This is a genomic window from Legionella sp. D16C41 (assembly GCF_048541585.1).
Lineage (GTDB): Bacteria > Pseudomonadota > Gammaproteobacteria > Legionellales > Legionellaceae > Legionella_C.
In genome coordinates this window covers 1,514,987-1,531,161 of sequence record NZ_CP183303.1, presented here as the reverse complement: position 1 = coordinate 1,531,161, position 16,175 = coordinate 1,514,987, and the positions used below count along the sequence as shown (strand labels likewise).

The window sequence follows — 16,175 nt, the reverse complement described above, 5'->3', positions numbered from 1 at the left end:
ATGAACAAAAAGCTCCACTAAATCTAAATTAGTAATTTAGATTTTGCTTATCAAGGCAATAAATTTAGTATGGCTCTAATTATTCTTGAATAACGGTAACATCTTGAGCTTTAAAGCCTTTTGGCCCTTTATCAACGATGTATGAAACAAGATCATTCTCGTGCAGTGTTTTAAAACCTGTACCGTTAATATCTTTATAATGGATAAAAATATCATCACCATTTTGATTGACAATAAATCCAAATCCCTTTTTTTCATTGAACCATTTAACATGGCCGGTCTCTCTTTGCGACATTCGCTATCCCCTTTCGTCTGAAGCTTTGTAATCTAATCTAACCACAAAAGTATTTATTAGACTTAATTTAATTCCACTCCTTTATTAAATCCTCTAATTAGGAGAAAATTTAAGTTTAGAATAAATACCTAACAATGCTAAAAAATTACTAGCACTAAGATTAGCATAGCACTTTTTTGTTGATTGTTAAGGATTTTTGTAACATAGGAGAAATTTTATTTTGATTAATCAAGCACAAACGCCTCAAAATTATACGAAGCAGTCCTTTATTGAGCTTGCGTTAAACTGTGGAGTATTAAAATTTGGTAAGTTCACTTTAAAATCTGGCCGTGAAAGTCCTTATTTTTTTAATGCAGGGCTATTTTATCAAGGTCAAGCGTTAAAAATACTTGGCCAATTTTATGCTAAGATGCTTATTGACAACAAAGTGGATTGCTCACAATTATTTGGGCCAGCCTACAAAGGCTTACCACTGGCAACAGCTACCAGCATCGCTTTAGCAGATTATGGTATTAACACGACTGTTACCTTTAACCGTAAAGAGATAAAAGATCATGGTGAAGGTGGCATACTTATTGGCGCACCTTTATTAGGTAATACCGTTATGATTGACGATGTAATTACAGCTGGCACAGCCTTTAGGGAAGCGCAAACCTTAATTCAAGAAAATGGTGGTCATTTAACAACAGTCATTATCGCGCTTGACCGCTGTGAGCGTGGTTTAACCACTGAATCAGCAATAAGCGAGATACGTCAGCAAGGCATTGAGGTATTATCTGTTATTAATTTAAACGATTTAATTGATTATCTAGAAGCTAAACAATTGAATAAAGAATTAGAACTATTAAGAACTTATCAACAATTGTATGGTGCCTAGCCGTTTTAGGGAACTTGTGCCTATTTATAGGCACAAGCTTAAATATTTAAGTTCTATTAATTAAAAACTAGCAATATCAATTGTTTTTAGCTTATGGTTAAGCGTCTTACTACCTCGTTTAACTGTTAAATTAATCTCTTCACCTACTTTAACATCAGTAAGTAAATTATAAAAAGCATCATAATTAGGAACTGGATGCCCATTTACGGCAGTAATAATATCACCACGATGAATTCGGCCATCTACGTCACGATAAGTACCACGTAAGCCAGCTGCAGATGCAGGCGAACGGGGTAAGGTATCTAGCACTAAAATTCCTTTCTTAACGCCAAGGTGTTTAGCAATACTAGGTTCAACGCGACGAATTCCAACGCCTGCTAAAACTACACGACCATTTTTTATTATTTGCGGTACAATTCGCTCTACATCATCTGAAGGTACTGCAAAACCAATACCAGCTGATGAACCTGTGTTTGAAAAGATAGCCGTATTAAGCCCTATTAAACGTCCTTTGCTATCAAGTAATGGTCCACCTGAATTACCTGGATTAATAGAGGCATCTGTTTGAATCATTTCTCGAATAGTCACACCGCCTGCGCCTGGCACTTGTCGTCCTAAAGCAGAAATAACGCCAATAGTTAAGCTATGATCTAGTCCAAAAGGATTTCCTATAGCAATAACTTTTTGGCCCACTAACAAATCACGACTATGAATAATCTCAAAAGGAGTAATATTTTTTAATAAGTTTGCTGTTTTTGGCGAAGTTACAGAGAGAACAGCAATATCTTTACGAGGTTCAGCACCTATTACTTTTGCTGGTACTGTTATGTTACCAATAGTAACTGCAAGATCATCCGCTCCCTTTATTACATGATAATTTGTAACAATGTGTCCCTGATTATCCCAAATAATTCCAGAACCTGCGCCCGCAGGAACATGCATTTTTGTATAAGCACGCTGCACTCTAGCCAAACGATGAACTGAAACAACTTTCGGTGAGAATTTCTGAAAGATCTCTATAGAATTTTTTTCATAATTTAGAAGATCTTCTTGAGTGCTTGCTATAGATGTACAAGCAAAAAAACTGGAAAAAACAATGATTAGAATAGCCCAGAATTTATTGCGCATTTTCAAACTCCATAATAAAAAATTCTCAATTCACTATTAGCTGATCTAACTTAAATTTTATTTAGCTGTATTTTATACTAAAAAGAAGTTAGAAATTCTTCAATACCATCTGAAATTTTTTAACTAATTTTTTTGATAAAGTTTAAATTTAAATTAATTTAGATTTCTAATAAACAAATTAAGATTGAAAAGAGCACAATTATGCACTAATTTATTCTAAATTGGTAGAAAAAAATCCACGATTAACATTAATTAACCGTGGATTTAGTTGATTTTTAAACATTTAATGAAAATTGACCTGAATAACTTAGTGGTATTTTATCCTTATTTTTTGTATCTTTTTTGTCAAAACTAGAATTATTTGCTTCTTCTTGGCCATTGATTAAAGCTTCAAAAGCAGCAATATTTTGCCTTTTTAAAATTTCTTTTGAAGCTATATTTGGTGAAATATTTTTAGATAAATGGAACACTTTAGCCAAAAATTCGATAGGTGCTATTATTAATGCTTTAAATGTTTGCGTGGTTGAATCAATAAGTGATTTAGCAATATTTTCACTGTTTTCAGTGTGGCGAAGGAAAATCTTTTCAAGCAACGCAGAATGCTGTTGATAAACAGTATCCATATGCTCATTTCGCTTTTTTTCTTGGTCAAGAATATAGTCTTGCAACTCTTTATTCGAATTCCATAAATTTGCTCGTCTTGTTTGGAGTTGCTTGAGTTCTACATCATAAGCCCTAAGTTGCCCATCAATTTCTAGTCTCAACTTATCGCAAACCTCTTTTCGAGCAGGATTAGAGGTACCAGCAATTATTGCATTTGATTCTTTAATAATAGCTTTAGCATAACGCTCAATAAGCTCTGATTTCTTTTTTAAGATTTCCTCAATTTTTTGATCAAGATATTGAACTGCCTCTTTATTTTCACCTAGCACTTGGTAATAAGCATCATACCGTTTGTAATTTAACATCTCACTACGTAATTTCTCTAACTCAGTTGTTTCCTGAGATAATGCTCTTTGCTGTGCTAGATCATTTAAGCGTTTATCACGACTAGATAGTATTCGATGAATAAATGCTGAAATAGTACTGACAATACCGAAAACAGTTGCACAGATAACCGCTATAGCTATTGGCCCCATAGCCACCTCCTTAATGCAGATGAATTAATTGAGAGTGAATATCGATTGCGAAATAACGACTGAAGGCTTCATAAGAATCAATCTTTGGCCACTGATCTGCTTCATCACACATCCTAAGCATCTCAGCTTCAAAGATTTGAGGATAATACAAATTAAGGAACGGTTTTATTTCAGACAGATCATTAAAGTTCTTAACAATTACCGTCGCATTCTCAGCAAGGTTTGTAACAGATACTTTTTCTAAAATACTTGTTAAATCTCGTTGCTCTTCTACGGCTGTTTTCATCCACTTTAGTAAAACTGAGCGAGGTTTAACTCGTATTAATTGTCTGCCTTGTGACAAGGATTCTTCCATTAAAACAATATGTGAGTGCAGCTCAAATTTGAAACAACAGAGGAAATCTAAAAAACTACTCTCAATCTCATTATGTGCAGTGTCGCCTAGCCAGCGGCTAATTTCATGATGAAACATAAACTTAAAATGACGTTCTATTTCATTTAATGTTTCTTCATCACTGTTTTGTTTGGCAATAACGTAAGCTGTATTATCAACACTTAACAAATGTGGATCAGGTAATTCAAAATCAGGTAATTGTGAAGCTAGAAAAGATGAAAATACATAGGTTGGCTTGAGGATAATAACTTCCCACTCACTTAATTGCATGACGTTCTCCTTGATTTTTATTTGACTCATCCTGAGTACATCTAAAAAACTAAATCCTACGTCTACAACCTTTCTATATATAACCTTCTAATATAGAAGAATTTAAGAGTAAACTTAGTATTTTATAATAGCAATAGTATTAGTTTAATTTTTTTAATTTTTTTTAAATATTTATATTAAATTATACATTTTTGAGCTAAAAATACTTTAAATGAACACCTTTTTATTAAATTAGTTTATTTAAGTAAAGTTTCTTTGCATTTGCTTTGTATAATTAGGTTTTTTACTCAAGCATATTGGATAATAACTTGACATGATTTCAGTTATCTATATGCTTCCATTTTTATCTCTTCTAGTCGTTATGCAATTTATAAAGAAATTTATTATTATTTTACTCGGTTTTTTCTTATTAATTAGTTTTTTCTTTTGGTTTTTAACTAAAACAATTAGCCCGAAATTAATACAAACTTACGTATGCGCAAAAATTACGGCCCTTACTAAACAGCCTTGTGAAATTAAAGGCAATATTAGTTGGCAGATTCTGCCCCGCCCTAGTGTTAAAATAGAGAAAATTCAAATCGGCTCTGAAAATCAAGCTAGCCCTTATCAGATTAGTTTAGGGCAATTATTTTTTAACTTAAAACTTTCTGCTTTATTCCAAGGTAAATTAGTCTTTAATGATATTAAACTTGCCAATTTCACAGCAAATTTAAATACAAACCACTTAAAAGCTCCTTTAGATAAACGCACAGGAGCACCATCTAATGGAGTACAAACAAACCCTTTAGATGAGAAATTTGTTATTGAACAATTATTGATAACTAATGGCAAAATTAAAATAAACTTACCTAATCAATCGCTTACTCTTCATTCATTACAATTAGGGGCTGAGCAAATAAACTTAGAGCAAAATTTATTTCCATTCCAATTTAAAGCAGCTATAGATTTTGGTATTAATCAACAACCTAGTAATGCTCAATTACAATTTAAAGGTAATGCAAGTTTTGCTCCTAATTCAATTAATCAATTAGAAAATTTGCTGAAGTCGACGCTTGTAAGTGGCCAACTTCTTATCCAAAATTTGCAAATTGGGCAGTTAAAAATAACTAAATTAAGTGCCCATACATTATTTAAACAAGCGAGTATTTTATTAAATCCCCTAACCTTAAACCTTTATCAAGGTGAAGCCATTGGTGATTTAAGTTACAATTTTTTAGCAAAAACACTTAAGATAAATCAAACAGCAACCGGTATAAATAGCGCTAAATTAACAAATGCTCTATTTAATCAAGTTTTACTAAAAGGAAAGCTGGATTTGTCTTTACATAGTCAAACAAATTTCAATAATGATGACTGGCTGGCAACTACGATAGGCAATGGGAATATTAACCTAAATCAAGGTAGCCTCCAAAAAGTAAATTTGGATAAAGTAATTAAACAAATTAGTGCAAAAATAAGTCAAGCGCAAGAAGATAAGGCACTAGCATTAGCTTTAAGCCAAGAAATGTTCGATTACAAAGATGTAGTAGATAACATAACGCCAATTAAGCTCATATCCATGCAATATCATCTTGCGCATAAGCTTTTATTTGGCGATACAGTCGTATTGCAAACTAATATGTTGCAGCTTAAAGGGGATAGCCAACTTAATCTGGCCGATTACAGTTTATCCAGTCATTTAACCGCAACATTATCCATTGCAAATAATAAATTAAATGAAATTCAAGAGCTACTGGGTGGAAACTTTCCGCTGATTGTGCAAGGTGATCTTAATCACCCAGTGGTTCTTCCTGATTTTAAAAAAATTAATTCTAGTTTGGCTAAATTATGGATTAAAGATAATTTAACCAAGCCAATACTAAAAATAAAAGAACAACTTGTAGCCTTTTTTAATAATTAATTATGCATAAAGAATCAATTTATCATTGTTTCAGTAAGCCACTTTTAGAGTGGTTTGAAAAGCATGGGCGTAAAAACTTACCCTGGCAGCAACCCAAATCCGCTTATCGGGTTTGGATATCAGAAATTATGTTGCAACAGACTCAAGTTCAGACAGTTATACCCTATTTTAAGCGGTTTATGGCAAGTTTTCCTAGCGTTTACGATTTGGCTCAAGCGCCAGAAGATAGCGTATTGGCGCATTGGTCCGGTTTGGGATACTATAGCCGTGCTAGAAACCTTCATAAAACAGCTAAAATTATAGTAGCGGACTATCAAGGCGAGCTGCCAGCGGATTTGAATGAACTAATACGCTTACCTGGTATAGGCCCTTCTACTGGAGCTGCAATTGCCTCATTAGCTTTTAATAAACCTACAGCTATTTTAGATGGTAATGTAAAAAGAGTTTTAACAAGATATTTTATGATTGACGGCTGGCCTGAGCAAGCAGGAGTAAAAAAGCAACTATGGCAGCTGGCTAATCAATGTATGCCGCAACAACGATGTGCAGATTATACACAAGCCATTATGGATTTAGGAGCCACATGTTGCACCTTAAGAAAACCAGATTGCCTACGTTGTCCCGTACAAAATACGTGTCTTGCTAATTTAAATCAGCAAGTAGCACTATATCCTTTTAAAAAAGCAGCCAAAACATTACGCTTAAAAAAGCAATATTTTTTCTTACTTCATACCAAAGAAAATGAAATTTATCTAGAAAAGCGACCGCCTATAGGCCTTTGGGGCGGGCTATGGTGCCTTCCGACTTGTGATATAGAAGAAGACCCTATGCTTTATTTACAAAATTACGGTATTAACTATACGAATAATCTAGCAATGCCTCAATTTAGACACACCTTTAGTCATTTTCACTTAGATATAATACCTATAGCCCTAACAGTTGAGCATATAGATAATTTAAGAATCGCTGAAAATACAGGAAAATGGTTTAAGCCAGAGGATTTAGCATCTGTGGGTCTTGCAAAACCTATTAATCAAATTATTCATCATTTTTTAAACTTAAAATAAAAGAAATATTTTATTAAAATTACTATGGGCGTGTCCTCATTCTGTAGCATGTAGCGAAAATTGAGATAATTTAGCTCAAATTGTAGCTTGGATGAGGCGAATAGCCGGCTCTATTTAACGAATTCAAGCTATAATTTGGGCAAATTAGCTCGATTTGCAGTCAAGTTACAGAATGAGGACACGCCCATATATACTGTAGAAATTATGGAGTTCTATGTAAATGAAAATAGCAGTTTGTAGCGATGAACATTATTCTGTGAATGATTTTGTAGTTCAAGAATTAGAACGCTTAGGGCACAAAGCTATTTTATTTGGCTCAATTAAATCCCATAAAGATGAGTCGTGGGTCGAGGCTACTAAAGAAGCTGCAGAGGCAATTAAAAATGGGCTATGCACAGAAGGTATATTTTTCTGTTGGACTGGCACAGGAGCGTCAATTGTTGCTAATAAAGTCGCAAGCATAAGAGCTGCACTGTGCACTGATGCACAAACTGCTAAGGGAGCTCGCTTATGGAATAATGCTAATGTGCTTGTGTTATCCAACCGTTTACTTACAAGAGATTTAGCTAAAGAAATTCTTGCTGCATGGTTTGATTCTGCTACTTTAAGTAAGCGTAACGAAGATATTACTTCTGAAATTAAAAAAATAGAAGAATTAAATTTTTCTAGAAAAACCTAATGCTATTGCATCATCTACTAAGGTTTAGACAAAGCGCAAGTGAAGACGGCGAAGGAGTGGTACATAGAAGTACATGACTTAAGCCTAAAGAGCTTGCAACGAAGTATAAAGCTTAGTGGGTGATGCTATCTACCTCTCACCTTTGAGGTGAGAGTTTTTAAATGGTGAGATATATACGCTTAGTTATTAATAAGCTCTACTTCCTCACGACTACTGAAGTTAACATAAGCTAAAATAATTATCGCTAATAATAGTAGGCCAATTTCACCAAGATAGAGATTAGTTAATGGCAAATCTTTCCATTGGGTTAGTAAATAATAAAATAAAATAATAATAACACCCGAGAAACTATTAAATAGGGATTGTACTCGACCTTGATAATCAAGATCAGTCATCTCTTGTGCTAAGGTTGTAATTAAAGCCCAAGATGAAAATGAGAAACCAATTAAAAAGTGGTAAAAGATAGCCCAATTATTACTTGTCGTATGACTAAATAAGTAAAAACCTACTATACCTAAAATAATCTGCCCAACAATTACTTTTAACACTGAAAAGTAGGATGCACAGTAAGGCGCAATAAAACCACCTAAAATAATACCTAATGATAACCCCGACTCTAACCAACCAAATTGACTTACGCTACTATGTAGCACTGTTTTAGCATAAGGTGCTAATAAAACAGGAGCAGTCATATAACTAACAAAGAAAAGACCTTGAGTTAGATAGACTAGCAGCAAAGGTGGCCTTTGTTTAACATACTGCCATCCTTTAACAAATTGCATCCAAAAGGATTCTTTAAGTAAAGATTTCCGTTGCAGTTTAGGCAATTTAATTCGCAGCAAAATTAAAGTTGCTAATAAATAGCAAAAACCGTTTATCATGAAACACGCTGTAAATGAAGTTAGAGCTAAAATAAAGCCCGCACATCCCATGCCAGCAACAGCTCCTATTTCATAAGCCATATCCCCTAAAGCATTCCCATACAATAAGTCTTCTTCAGGTACTAATTCACGGATAAAACCCATAGTGGCAGGCACATAAGCAGCTAATAGAAGGCCTATAACTGCTGCTAAGATATAAACAGCTAATGGCGTTGCATACTCATTACCTAATAGTGCAAAGCCAAAAAGACAAATAGTGCGGGCGCCATTAACGATTATTAATAGAGTTTGTCGATTCCAGCGATCGGCAAGCACACCACATAGCGACCCAAATAATACATTAGGTAACCAAAAGCAGGTCATTAATATTGCAGTAGAAACTACTGACGCATCAAACTGCATCAATACCCAAACCATAATAATGTAAGTTAAACCATTACCAAACATGGCCAACATACAACTTAATGTATACAGCCTAAAATTTTTTTGTTGCAAGAGGCGATATTGTTCTTTAAACATAGCGATACCATTTATTTTAATAAGGCTTAAACCTATTAAGATTGCTTCCTGCGCTCGCCAAAGATGCTGACAAAGTATCTGAGATAACCTGAATTTAGGTTATTTAATATGAAGATTCATGAGCGTAAGCAACCAATCATTCAAGTCAAGGTGCCTAGGGGTTTGTTATCTTGTTATCACTAACAGTATTTTCATGAAATTGAACTTAAATATAATCAAGAAATTACAATATAAACAAAATGAATTTAATTAGAAAATTCTGTTATATATTAACACAAAAATTATTTGTTGCCAAATTAAAAAATTAGCAATTCTTTTAAATCTGTTTAAAAGTTTAGTATTAATTTAGTTTTTAGAAGCCATTAGATAGTAATTTTAGAAGAAACCTGTAACATCATTGTGTTGTTATTTAAATCAAGTATCATAATTGTTTAATCAGCAAGACTTTTCTAAGACATTTTAAGCAACCAAATTATATTGTTGAGAGAACAAATGTATAATTTTTTTTTAATTTTAGTTAATTTTGCAGCCTTGCTTTGGTCTGCAACTCATCTTGTCTCAGGTGCATCAGGGCTAGCTTATTATTATCGTCTACCTCCTTTATTAATTGGCTTTACTTTAGTCGCCTTGGGAACTTCTGCTCCTGAAATCATGATAGCAATCAGAGCTTCTTTGGATGGTTTAAATGATATTGCTATTGGTAATGCCATTGGTTCAGATATAGCCAATATTGGCTTTGTACTTGGTCTTATAGCCTTAATAAGACCACTTAAAGTTCAGCCTAATTTTTTAAAACGTGAGTTTCCTTTACTTTTTATAGCCATGCTATTTATCTACTCCTTAATGCTTGATGGTTATATAAGTATTATTGACAGTTGCTTGTCTTTATTAGTTTGCTTACTTTTTATTGGCTATGTGTTATATACCTTAAAAAATTCTATAGCCCAACACCAGATTACTGAAGAATTTCGGCAAGCTGTTTTACGTAAACATTCTTTAAGAAATTATGCATTTAGTCTGTGTGTAGGCCTTATTGTAGTGCCAATTAGTGCTAAATTTCTTATTATTAATAGCTCACATTTAGCTCGCCAATTTGGCCTTAGTGATCTATTTATTGGTTTGACGTTAATGGCGTTAGGTAGCAGCTTACCGGAACTGCTAACTTCTATTTTAGCCATAAGAAGAGGCGCTGATGATATTGCTATTGGAACAATTTTAGGTGCTAACGTATTTAATTTACTTGCGGTCCTTATATTTCCCGGCCTTATTCATCCATCTTTAATCAGTCATGCCATTTTATGGCGTGATATGCCAGTGATGTTTTTAACAACTATTATTCTTTTATGGATTAACACACGTCATCAAAAAATTACACGCTGGCATGGAGGAATTTTAATTTTAGTATATTGTAGTTATATTTTATCACTTTTTATTAGTGCAGCACGCTAACTATATAGTACTTTTAGACTTATACCGCCTATTGTTATTAGCTTTAAAAGTCCTCAACAGTGCCTGTAGTTGTTAGAATTTTCATAGCTTCAACAGCGTCAGGTTGCCCTTTAGAGGCTGCCTTCTCTATCCAGTATAATGCTTTTTGGCGATTTTCAATGACCCCTTCGCCATAATAATACATGTAACCTACAGCATACTGAGCGTCACTTTGCCCTCTTTCAGCTTCAGGCATTAAACGGATAAAAGCTCTACGATACTCTTTAACCTTAAAATAATTTATCCCTTGTGCAAAATTAGAAGTAGTCGTATTTACACAACATACTAATGCTATAGTCAGTACGGCCAACAGAGCTAAGCGAACAACTACCTGCATAATGTTATTCCTCACTGATTAAAGGCTTTGCTGGTTTATCAAAAAGCAAGTCATTTTTTAATAAACTTAAACTTTCTAAAGAACCATTATACAAAACAACAATTCCATTTTTATTAATACGTTTAACTACTGCTCCTCCTGGAAGCGCGTCACCCACTACAAAATTTCGCTCCTCTCCAGCTGCATCTCTAGCTAAAACATGTGAATCTTTAGGATTAGAAGAAGAAAACATAATACCTACTATTTCAACATCTAATGTGGATTCTTTAATATCTGCATCGCTGATCGCTGGAATATAATCACCAAAAAGAGGTTTGGTAAACAGTATTGACTGATTAGTAATTTTAACTTGTTTATTATTTATAGTTGCAGGTTGCGCTGCTATGTCTTCTACACGTTCTTGGCGTAAAGTGATCATGACTTGATAGAGAAATAGACCTGCCATAATCAAAAAAATCATCATAGCTACTAATTTCTGTGAATTAGGTACAGATAAAAACAATTTTCGTAATTCCATAAATTCATTCTTAAATTAGAAACTAACATACTTATGTCAACTTGGTAACCTCCATTTTATCCAGGATATGAAACCAAAGCAAAGATTGGTTAAAAAATTTACATTATTTTTTTATAAATTTAAAAAAAAGAGCCTTTTTCAGAATTAAATAGATATAAATTGATCCTTTTTACTACGAATAATACTTAATTTAAATATGTATTTTTAAAATAAGAGTGATTTAACCATTTAACTATTTACCTGCTAGATGCTAGTACTAATTTAATCAAATAAGAAAAAACTATTGATTACCTAGTTTAAATTCTTAAGAAATTTTTTAAGCTTCGCGGCTAATAATTCTAAGCTCTGCTAAAATTCTTACAACAACAGGATAAAATTTAGCATTAAGAAATTTAAAATAAGGAGATTACAATATGACCTATCAGCAAGAACCATTTATGGTATTAGCAACCATGTCACGTTGGTATGTAATCTCTCGTGCTATCCATACTCTAGCTGAGCTAGGCATAGCTAACTATATGTCTGAAAAACCTTGTTCAGTAGAAGAGCTTGCAGAAAAAAGCCAAACAAAACCAGAATTATTAGACAGATTATTAAAATTCTTAAGTGCATATCACATTGTAGCTGCTCACCCAACAGGTTATTCAATTACTGAATTATCAAAACCTTTACGTGATGATGATCCTCACTCTATAAGAGAAGTATTATGTATGGTTGATGATAGCTGGTGGGAAGCATTTGCTAAAATGAGTGTTAGCCTTAAAACTGGCGAACCCGCTTTTCATCATCAGCATCAGGATGATTTTTTTAGCTTTCTAAGTAAACATCCCAAAAAGCAAATGAACTTTGATGGCGGTATGGCTAAGTTATCAACTTATGATGATAATACGATAAGCAAAGCGTATGATTTTGCAAAATTTAAAACTATAGTTGATATGGGTGGAGGCAGAGGAGGCATGGTTAAATCAATTGCCAATCATTACCCTTCTGTTAAAGCAATTTTATTTGATACACCTTCTGTTATCAGTCAATTAAATCCAGATGACTTTCCACCCTCTGTAGAGCTAATAGCTGGTGATTTTTTAAAAGAAATACCCGTTGCTGATGCTTATCTATTTAAAGGGGTATTACATGATTTTAACGATAAGATAATGCAACAAATAATTGTTAACTGCGCAAAACAAATGCCTAAAACAGCTAGTTTACTTATTGCAGAACAAGTTATGCCGGATGATGAGGAGCCACATCCTAATAAAACTATGGATATTGTCATGATGGTGTTGTTAGGCGGAAGACAGCGCACGCTAATTGAGTGGCAAAATATAATCGAGCCGCTAGGTTTTCAATTTGAAGAAAGTTATAGTACAACAAGCTTATTTACCTTAATGAAATTTAAGCCACTGCAATAAATGGTTATTGCCAGGAATGAAGTAATGACTGGAAAAGAAACTTAGGGTCAAATTGCTTTTTCCTATCTAACCATTCACTATAGCGATAACCAAAATGTTTTTGCCAGTACTGATTCGTTAACTCTTTACCTAAGTAACCTGATAGATAACGTTTGCCACCTTGAGGTAAAAATAGTTCATCAAGGTCATTGATTGCCTCTAAACAACTAGGGATAAGGGCACTTGGCAGACCTGGGTTTAAAATCATTATCGAAAAAATGTCTTCTGCTTCTGGTAGTATAAAAAAGCCACTAGGTTGCAACGCTTTAATAGAAACAATTTGTAAAATTGGTACATAATGAAGAGGCAGAGAAGCTAATAACTCTTTTAAATGTTTAAATAGTATATGCTCTGGAATAAAACACTCATACCACGGATGTTGTAATTCCCATTGTCCCGTTAACTTCATTAATTGAAAGCGCCCATCATGTCGATGCAAATAGGATTCCATAGATTCATCTTGTTTATGTAGCACTTTCCAAGGACTAATTTGCGGGCAAACATCATGAAGTTGAGGTGCTTTTTCATCAAACTCTAATGAAACATGCAAAACATATAACCACTCCGCGAAGGGCTTCCTCCCTTTTTCTGTTAGTTTAGCCCCCTGAACGGCAGGAGAACAAAAGCATTCGATGTAATCAGCACATTGTTTAAGTAAAGATAAATCTTGTAACCATTGTTTTTCATCAAGATAAGTTAAGAAAAAAGTTCTTACATTTTGTTTGCAAGGCCTAAGTTTAATACAAGCTTTAGTAATAATAGCAAATTGTCCCTGTCCACCTAAACAAGCATGATATAAGGGAGAACTTGCATCAACCTGTAAAAGTTGACCGTCTGCCGTAATGACTTCTAATGCTTGTACATGATTAATTACACTACCATAACGAAATGAAGCTGCTCCTATGCCGCCTACCGATAAAACACCCCCAACCGATAGATTACAATTATAAGGAGTAATATAGGGTATTTTGTTATTTTTTAATGAGGTGGCTATTAGCGATGACCACGTTGCATTAACATCTACCCAGATAAATTCCTCTTGCAGATGATGCAACGAATTTAATTCTACTGTACTAATAATTACGCCATTAGAAGGCGCTAATGACTGGCCGGACTGACTCATACCATTACCACGAATAGTAACCGGTAGCCCATTTTCATTGGCATATGCCATAAATTCTTTGATAGATTCTATGCTTTCTGGAATAAAGACTGCTTTAGCTTGCGATGTTATTAATCTACCAAAATCGTAACTGAAATTATTTAACAAATGCGTATCATCATAAAAAGCTTTAGGAAATTTTTCACTACAGTATTGTAAATGATACTGCTTCCAAGCCCGTGTTCGCATTGAATGTCCTTTTAGTCTTTCTTCTTTAAATGTATCAGACAAATAACTAAACAGCTAATAACTAGGACAGACTTAAATTAATTTATATATACATTTTGGTAATGTGCTAAAAATTTTTAAGCTTTAGCTTATTAAATAAACGGATTAGTTCATTATTATATTTTGCTAGTAATGCTCATTAAAAAGAATATTTTTATCTTAAGATAATGTGATTATTTATAATTAAATTGCTTAATTAAGCATTAAATAAATTGCAACACTATCAGTGTACTTAATGTATTTACTAAAACATTCTTTAGTTAAAAGCCGCTAGTTGCTTCATGCTATCTTAATGTAAATTAAGTATAATTATCTAAATTTAAACAGATATTAAGTTGTGAAATTATGCCAATTAGCGATTATGAACCTACCAAAGAAAAAAGCTTTTATAACAAAGAAGAGAGAAATCGAACTAGAGATCATTTTTATAATCAACCGTTTCAAGGCAATCAAATTTCAATCAATCACAGCCTAACACGCGCCCTTTATCCTAATTACATAGGACCTAACCAGAGTAATGCAATAGCTAACTATACTATACCAGCTCATAGTCAATCCCAGTGGGGCTTAACAGACCAAATGGCTAACGCCAGCTTTCTTAATTCTCTAGGTGCTGTACCTTCTTTACCGCGAGCAAGCAATACTGCAAGCCAAATTTATCAGATAGCCCGTACAATCGTTAGCAATAAGAATGTAAATAAAAAGTCTAAACGAAGCGCAGCTATGGTCGATCCAAAAACTGGTAAACCCAGTGAAGCATCTAATGCTATTCCTTATGGTACTTATAGAGATCGAAGGACAGTAGATCCTATAACAGGTAAGTTTAGTACTAAGAAAAACGCTATTTCTTATTCAACTTATAGATTTCGGAAACTGGTAGACCCTATAACAGGCAAGCCTAGTAGTGAGAAGAATGCTATTCCTTACTCTACTTTCAGATCCAGAAAGCAAACGGCATACAACAATGCGCTCCTAGGTATAACATCTCCAAATTGGATTATCACCGATATAAATGCAATTAATACAAAAAAATCTAAAACTCAGGAAGTAGCTAACACAACGATTATCAGTTCAGCTAGTACTATTAATAACCTATGGGGCGAGCAGCAAATAATTGATGATTTTGAATGGAACCCTTTTCAACCTTCAACAAATACTTCTTACCTCGTTGAATTATCAAACAATGAAAGTAAAGCGAATGATGATACGTATTTAGATGCGCTAGATAATAACAACATAGTAGAGGCTGATATGAGTAATGACTTTACTAGTATAATAGCATCTACAGCATCAACAGCAGATAAATCAGAGTTAAGCTTATCTGGTTTAAGTCTAGCTGAAAGCGAGTCTACTTCTTGCCAAAAAAAAGCAGACAATGAAGCTTCGTCTCAAACCTTCGATGAGTTAGCTAGTTTATTTGAAGCAGAATTTCATGAAGCTCAGTTAAATAAAGTATTTGCCACAACCAGTATAAGTTCAACTGATACTACTAATAATCTTTTAGCTAAACAACAGCAAACAGTTGCAATTGACTCAGCCGCACTTCAACGTCCTAGAAATTTGCCTAATTACTTCACTGAATTAACAGACGGCTCTAAAAGTGAAAAAGATAACAATACAGTAACAAAAAAGATAGCTAGCAATCCTACTAGCTTAAAAGTGCCTGCAGTTTTAACAGAAAGTAATTCAAGCTTAGTAACCTTAGGTCTATTTAGCACTCTCTCTTCGCGCTCTAAAAGAAAACTAAGTAGTAGGTTTGATGAGTTAGCTAGTTCATTTGAAGAGGAGTTTAAGGCATTACAAAAATAAAGCACTAATATTGGTAGTGAATTTAGCACGACTTTCC

General features: G+C 33.7%; 15 protein-coding genes. 7 read left to right on the top strand and 8 right to left on the bottom strand.

Annotated elements, in window-relative coordinates; all coding sequences use genetic code 11:
• Positions 1-79 precede the first annotated feature (79 nt).
• Positions 80-295, bottom strand: a complete 216-nt coding sequence (locus ACNVED_RS06705) for a cold-shock protein (RefSeq protein ID WP_419420980.1) — start codon at positions 293-295, stop codon at positions 80-82.
• A 223-nt stretch (positions 296-518) separates the two neighbouring features.
• Here ACNVED_RS06705 and pyrE point away from each other — a divergent pair, with 223 nt between their 5' ends.
• Entirely contained in the window at positions 519-1,172 is a 654-nt protein-coding gene (gene pyrE, locus ACNVED_RS06700; protein WP_419421154.1) for an orotate phosphoribosyltransferase, read from the top strand.
• Between the two features lie 60 nt (positions 1,173-1,232).
• Here the strand turns inward: pyrE and ACNVED_RS06695 are convergent, their stop codons facing one another.
• The 3 genes from ACNVED_RS06695 to ACNVED_RS06685 form a co-directional block, all read right to left on the bottom strand.
• On the bottom strand, positions 1,233-2,300 hold the full coding sequence (locus ACNVED_RS06695; RefSeq protein ID WP_419420979.1) for a S1C family serine protease: 1,068 nt from the start codon (positions 2,298-2,300) through the stop codon (positions 1,233-1,235).
• A 275-nt stretch (positions 2,301-2,575) separates the two neighbouring features.
• Positions 2,576-3,439 carry a hypothetical protein gene (locus tag ACNVED_RS06690; protein WP_419420978.1) on the bottom strand — a complete coding sequence of 288 codons (864 nt, stop codon included), beginning with the start codon at positions 3,437-3,439 and terminating at the stop codon, positions 2,576-2,578.
• A 10-nt stretch (positions 3,440-3,449) separates the two neighbouring features.
• A complete protein-coding gene (locus tag ACNVED_RS06685) occupies positions 3,450-4,103 on the bottom strand; it encodes a hypothetical protein (RefSeq protein WP_419420977.1) in 654 nt (217 codons plus the stop codon).
• Between the two features lie 313 nt (positions 4,104-4,416).
• Here ACNVED_RS06685 and ACNVED_RS06680 point away from each other — a divergent pair, with 313 nt between their 5' ends.
• The 3 genes from ACNVED_RS06680 to ACNVED_RS06670 all read left to right on the top strand — a co-directional run bounded on the left by ACNVED_RS06680 (position 4,417) and on the right by ACNVED_RS06670 (position 7,749).
• A complete protein-coding gene (locus tag ACNVED_RS06680; protein WP_419420976.1) occupies positions 4,417-6,003 on the top strand; it encodes an AsmA family protein in 1,587 nt (528 codons plus the stop codon).
• 2 nt (positions 6,004-6,005) lie between these two features.
• Positions 6,006-7,070 carry an A/G-specific adenine glycosylase gene (gene mutY, locus ACNVED_RS06675; protein ID WP_419420975.1) on the top strand — a complete coding sequence of 355 codons (1,065 nt, stop codon included), beginning with the start codon at positions 6,006-6,008 and terminating at the stop codon, positions 7,068-7,070.
• A 220-nt stretch (positions 7,071-7,290) separates the two neighbouring features.
• Positions 7,291-7,749 carry an RpiB/LacA/LacB family sugar-phosphate isomerase gene (locus tag ACNVED_RS06670; protein WP_419420974.1) on the top strand — a complete coding sequence of 153 codons (459 nt, stop codon included), beginning with the start codon at positions 7,291-7,293 and terminating at the stop codon, positions 7,747-7,749.
• Positions 7,750-7,928: 179 nt separating this feature from the next.
• Here the strand turns inward: ACNVED_RS06670 and ACNVED_RS06665 are convergent, their stop codons facing one another.
• Positions 7,929-9,149 carry an MFS transporter gene (locus ACNVED_RS06665; protein ID WP_419420973.1) on the bottom strand — a complete coding sequence of 407 codons (1,221 nt, stop codon included), beginning with the start codon at positions 9,147-9,149 and terminating at the stop codon, positions 7,929-7,931.
• Between the two features lie 492 nt (positions 9,150-9,641).
• On the opposite strand from ACNVED_RS06665, the gene ACNVED_RS06660 reads away from it, so the two are divergent.
• On the top strand, positions 9,642-10,598 hold the full coding sequence (locus ACNVED_RS06660) for a calcium/sodium antiporter (protein WP_419420972.1): 957 nt from the start codon (positions 9,642-9,644) through the stop codon (positions 10,596-10,598).
• 43 nt (positions 10,599-10,641) lie between these two features.
• On the opposite strand, the gene ACNVED_RS06655 is transcribed toward ACNVED_RS06660, so the two are convergent.
• Both ACNVED_RS06655 and ACNVED_RS06650 read right to left on the bottom strand, forming a co-directional pair.
• On the bottom strand, positions 10,642-10,974 hold the full coding sequence (locus tag ACNVED_RS06655; RefSeq protein WP_419420971.1) for a tetratricopeptide repeat protein: 333 nt from the start codon (positions 10,972-10,974) through the stop codon (positions 10,642-10,644).
• Positions 10,975-10,978: 4 nt separating this feature from the next.
• Positions 10,979-11,491, bottom strand: a complete 513-nt coding sequence (locus ACNVED_RS06650) for a type II secretion system protein N (protein ID WP_419420970.1) — start codon at positions 11,489-11,491, stop codon at positions 10,979-10,981.
• A gap of 413 nt (positions 11,492-11,904) precedes the next feature.
• Between ACNVED_RS06650 and ACNVED_RS06645 the strand changes: the two genes are divergently transcribed.
• Positions 11,905-12,900 (top strand): methyltransferase, encoded by a 996-nt coding sequence (locus ACNVED_RS06645; protein ID WP_419420969.1) that lies wholly within the window; start codon positions 11,905-11,907, stop codon positions 12,898-12,900.
• Positions 12,901-12,904: 4 nt separating this feature from the next.
• Here the strand turns inward: ACNVED_RS06645 and ACNVED_RS06640 are convergent, their stop codons facing one another.
• On the bottom strand, positions 12,905-14,290 hold the full coding sequence (locus ACNVED_RS06640) for an FAD-binding protein (protein WP_419420968.1): 1,386 nt from the start codon (positions 14,288-14,290) through the stop codon (positions 12,905-12,907).
• A gap of 384 nt (positions 14,291-14,674) precedes the next feature.
• On the opposite strand from ACNVED_RS06640, the gene ACNVED_RS06635 reads away from it, so the two are divergent.
• The gene (locus ACNVED_RS06635; protein WP_419420967.1) at positions 14,675-16,138 is read left to right on the top strand and encodes a hypothetical protein; all 1,464 of its coding nucleotides are present in this window, start codon (positions 14,675-14,677) and stop codon (positions 16,136-16,138) included.
• The last annotated feature ends 37 nt before the right edge of the window (positions 16,139-16,175 follow it).

Bases quoted from the DNA above. Each gene is read 5' to 3' on its own strand.
- ACNVED_RS06705 (WP_419420980.1), bottom strand. From the start codon at position 295: ATGTCGCAAAGAGAGACCGGCCATGTTAAATGGTTCAATGAAAAAAAG.
- ACNVED_RS06695 (WP_419420979.1), bottom strand. From the start codon at position 2,300: ATGCGCAATAAATTCTGGGCTATTCTAATCATTGTTTTTTCCAGTTTT.
- ACNVED_RS06690 (WP_419420978.1), bottom strand. From the start codon at position 3,439: ATGGGGCCAATAGCTATAGCGGTTATCTGTGCAACTGTTTTCGGTATT.
- ACNVED_RS06685 (WP_419420977.1), bottom strand. From the start codon at position 4,103: ATGCAATTAAGTGAGTGGGAAGTTATTATCCTCAAGCCAACCTATGTA.
- ACNVED_RS06680 (WP_419420976.1), top strand. From the start codon at position 4,417: ATGATTTCAGTTATCTATATGCTTCCATTTTTATCTCTTCTAGTCGTT.
- mutY (WP_419420975.1), top strand. From the start codon at position 6,006: ATGCATAAAGAATCAATTTATCATTGTTTCAGTAAGCCACTTTTAGAG.
- ACNVED_RS06670 (WP_419420974.1), top strand. From the start codon at position 7,291: ATGAAAATAGCAGTTTGTAGCGATGAACATTATTCTGTGAATGATTTT.
- ACNVED_RS06665 (WP_419420973.1), bottom strand. From the start codon at position 9,149: ATGTTTAAAGAACAATATCGCCTCTTGCAACAAAAAAATTTTAGGCTG.
- ACNVED_RS06660 (WP_419420972.1), top strand. From the start codon at position 9,642: ATGTATAATTTTTTTTTAATTTTAGTTAATTTTGCAGCCTTGCTTTGG.
- ACNVED_RS06655 (WP_419420971.1), bottom strand. From the start codon at position 10,974: ATGCAGGTAGTTGTTCGCTTAGCTCTGTTGGCCGTACTGACTATAGCA.
- ACNVED_RS06650 (WP_419420970.1), bottom strand. From the start codon at position 11,491: ATGGAATTACGAAAATTGTTTTTATCTGTACCTAATTCACAGAAATTA.
- ACNVED_RS06645 (WP_419420969.1), top strand. From the start codon at position 11,905: ATGACCTATCAGCAAGAACCATTTATGGTATTAGCAACCATGTCACGT.
- ACNVED_RS06640 (WP_419420968.1), bottom strand. From the start codon at position 14,290: ATGCGAACACGGGCTTGGAAGCAGTATCATTTACAATACTGTAGTGAA.
- ACNVED_RS06635 (WP_419420967.1), top strand. From the start codon at position 14,675: ATGCCAATTAGCGATTATGAACCTACCAAAGAAAAAAGCTTTTATAAC.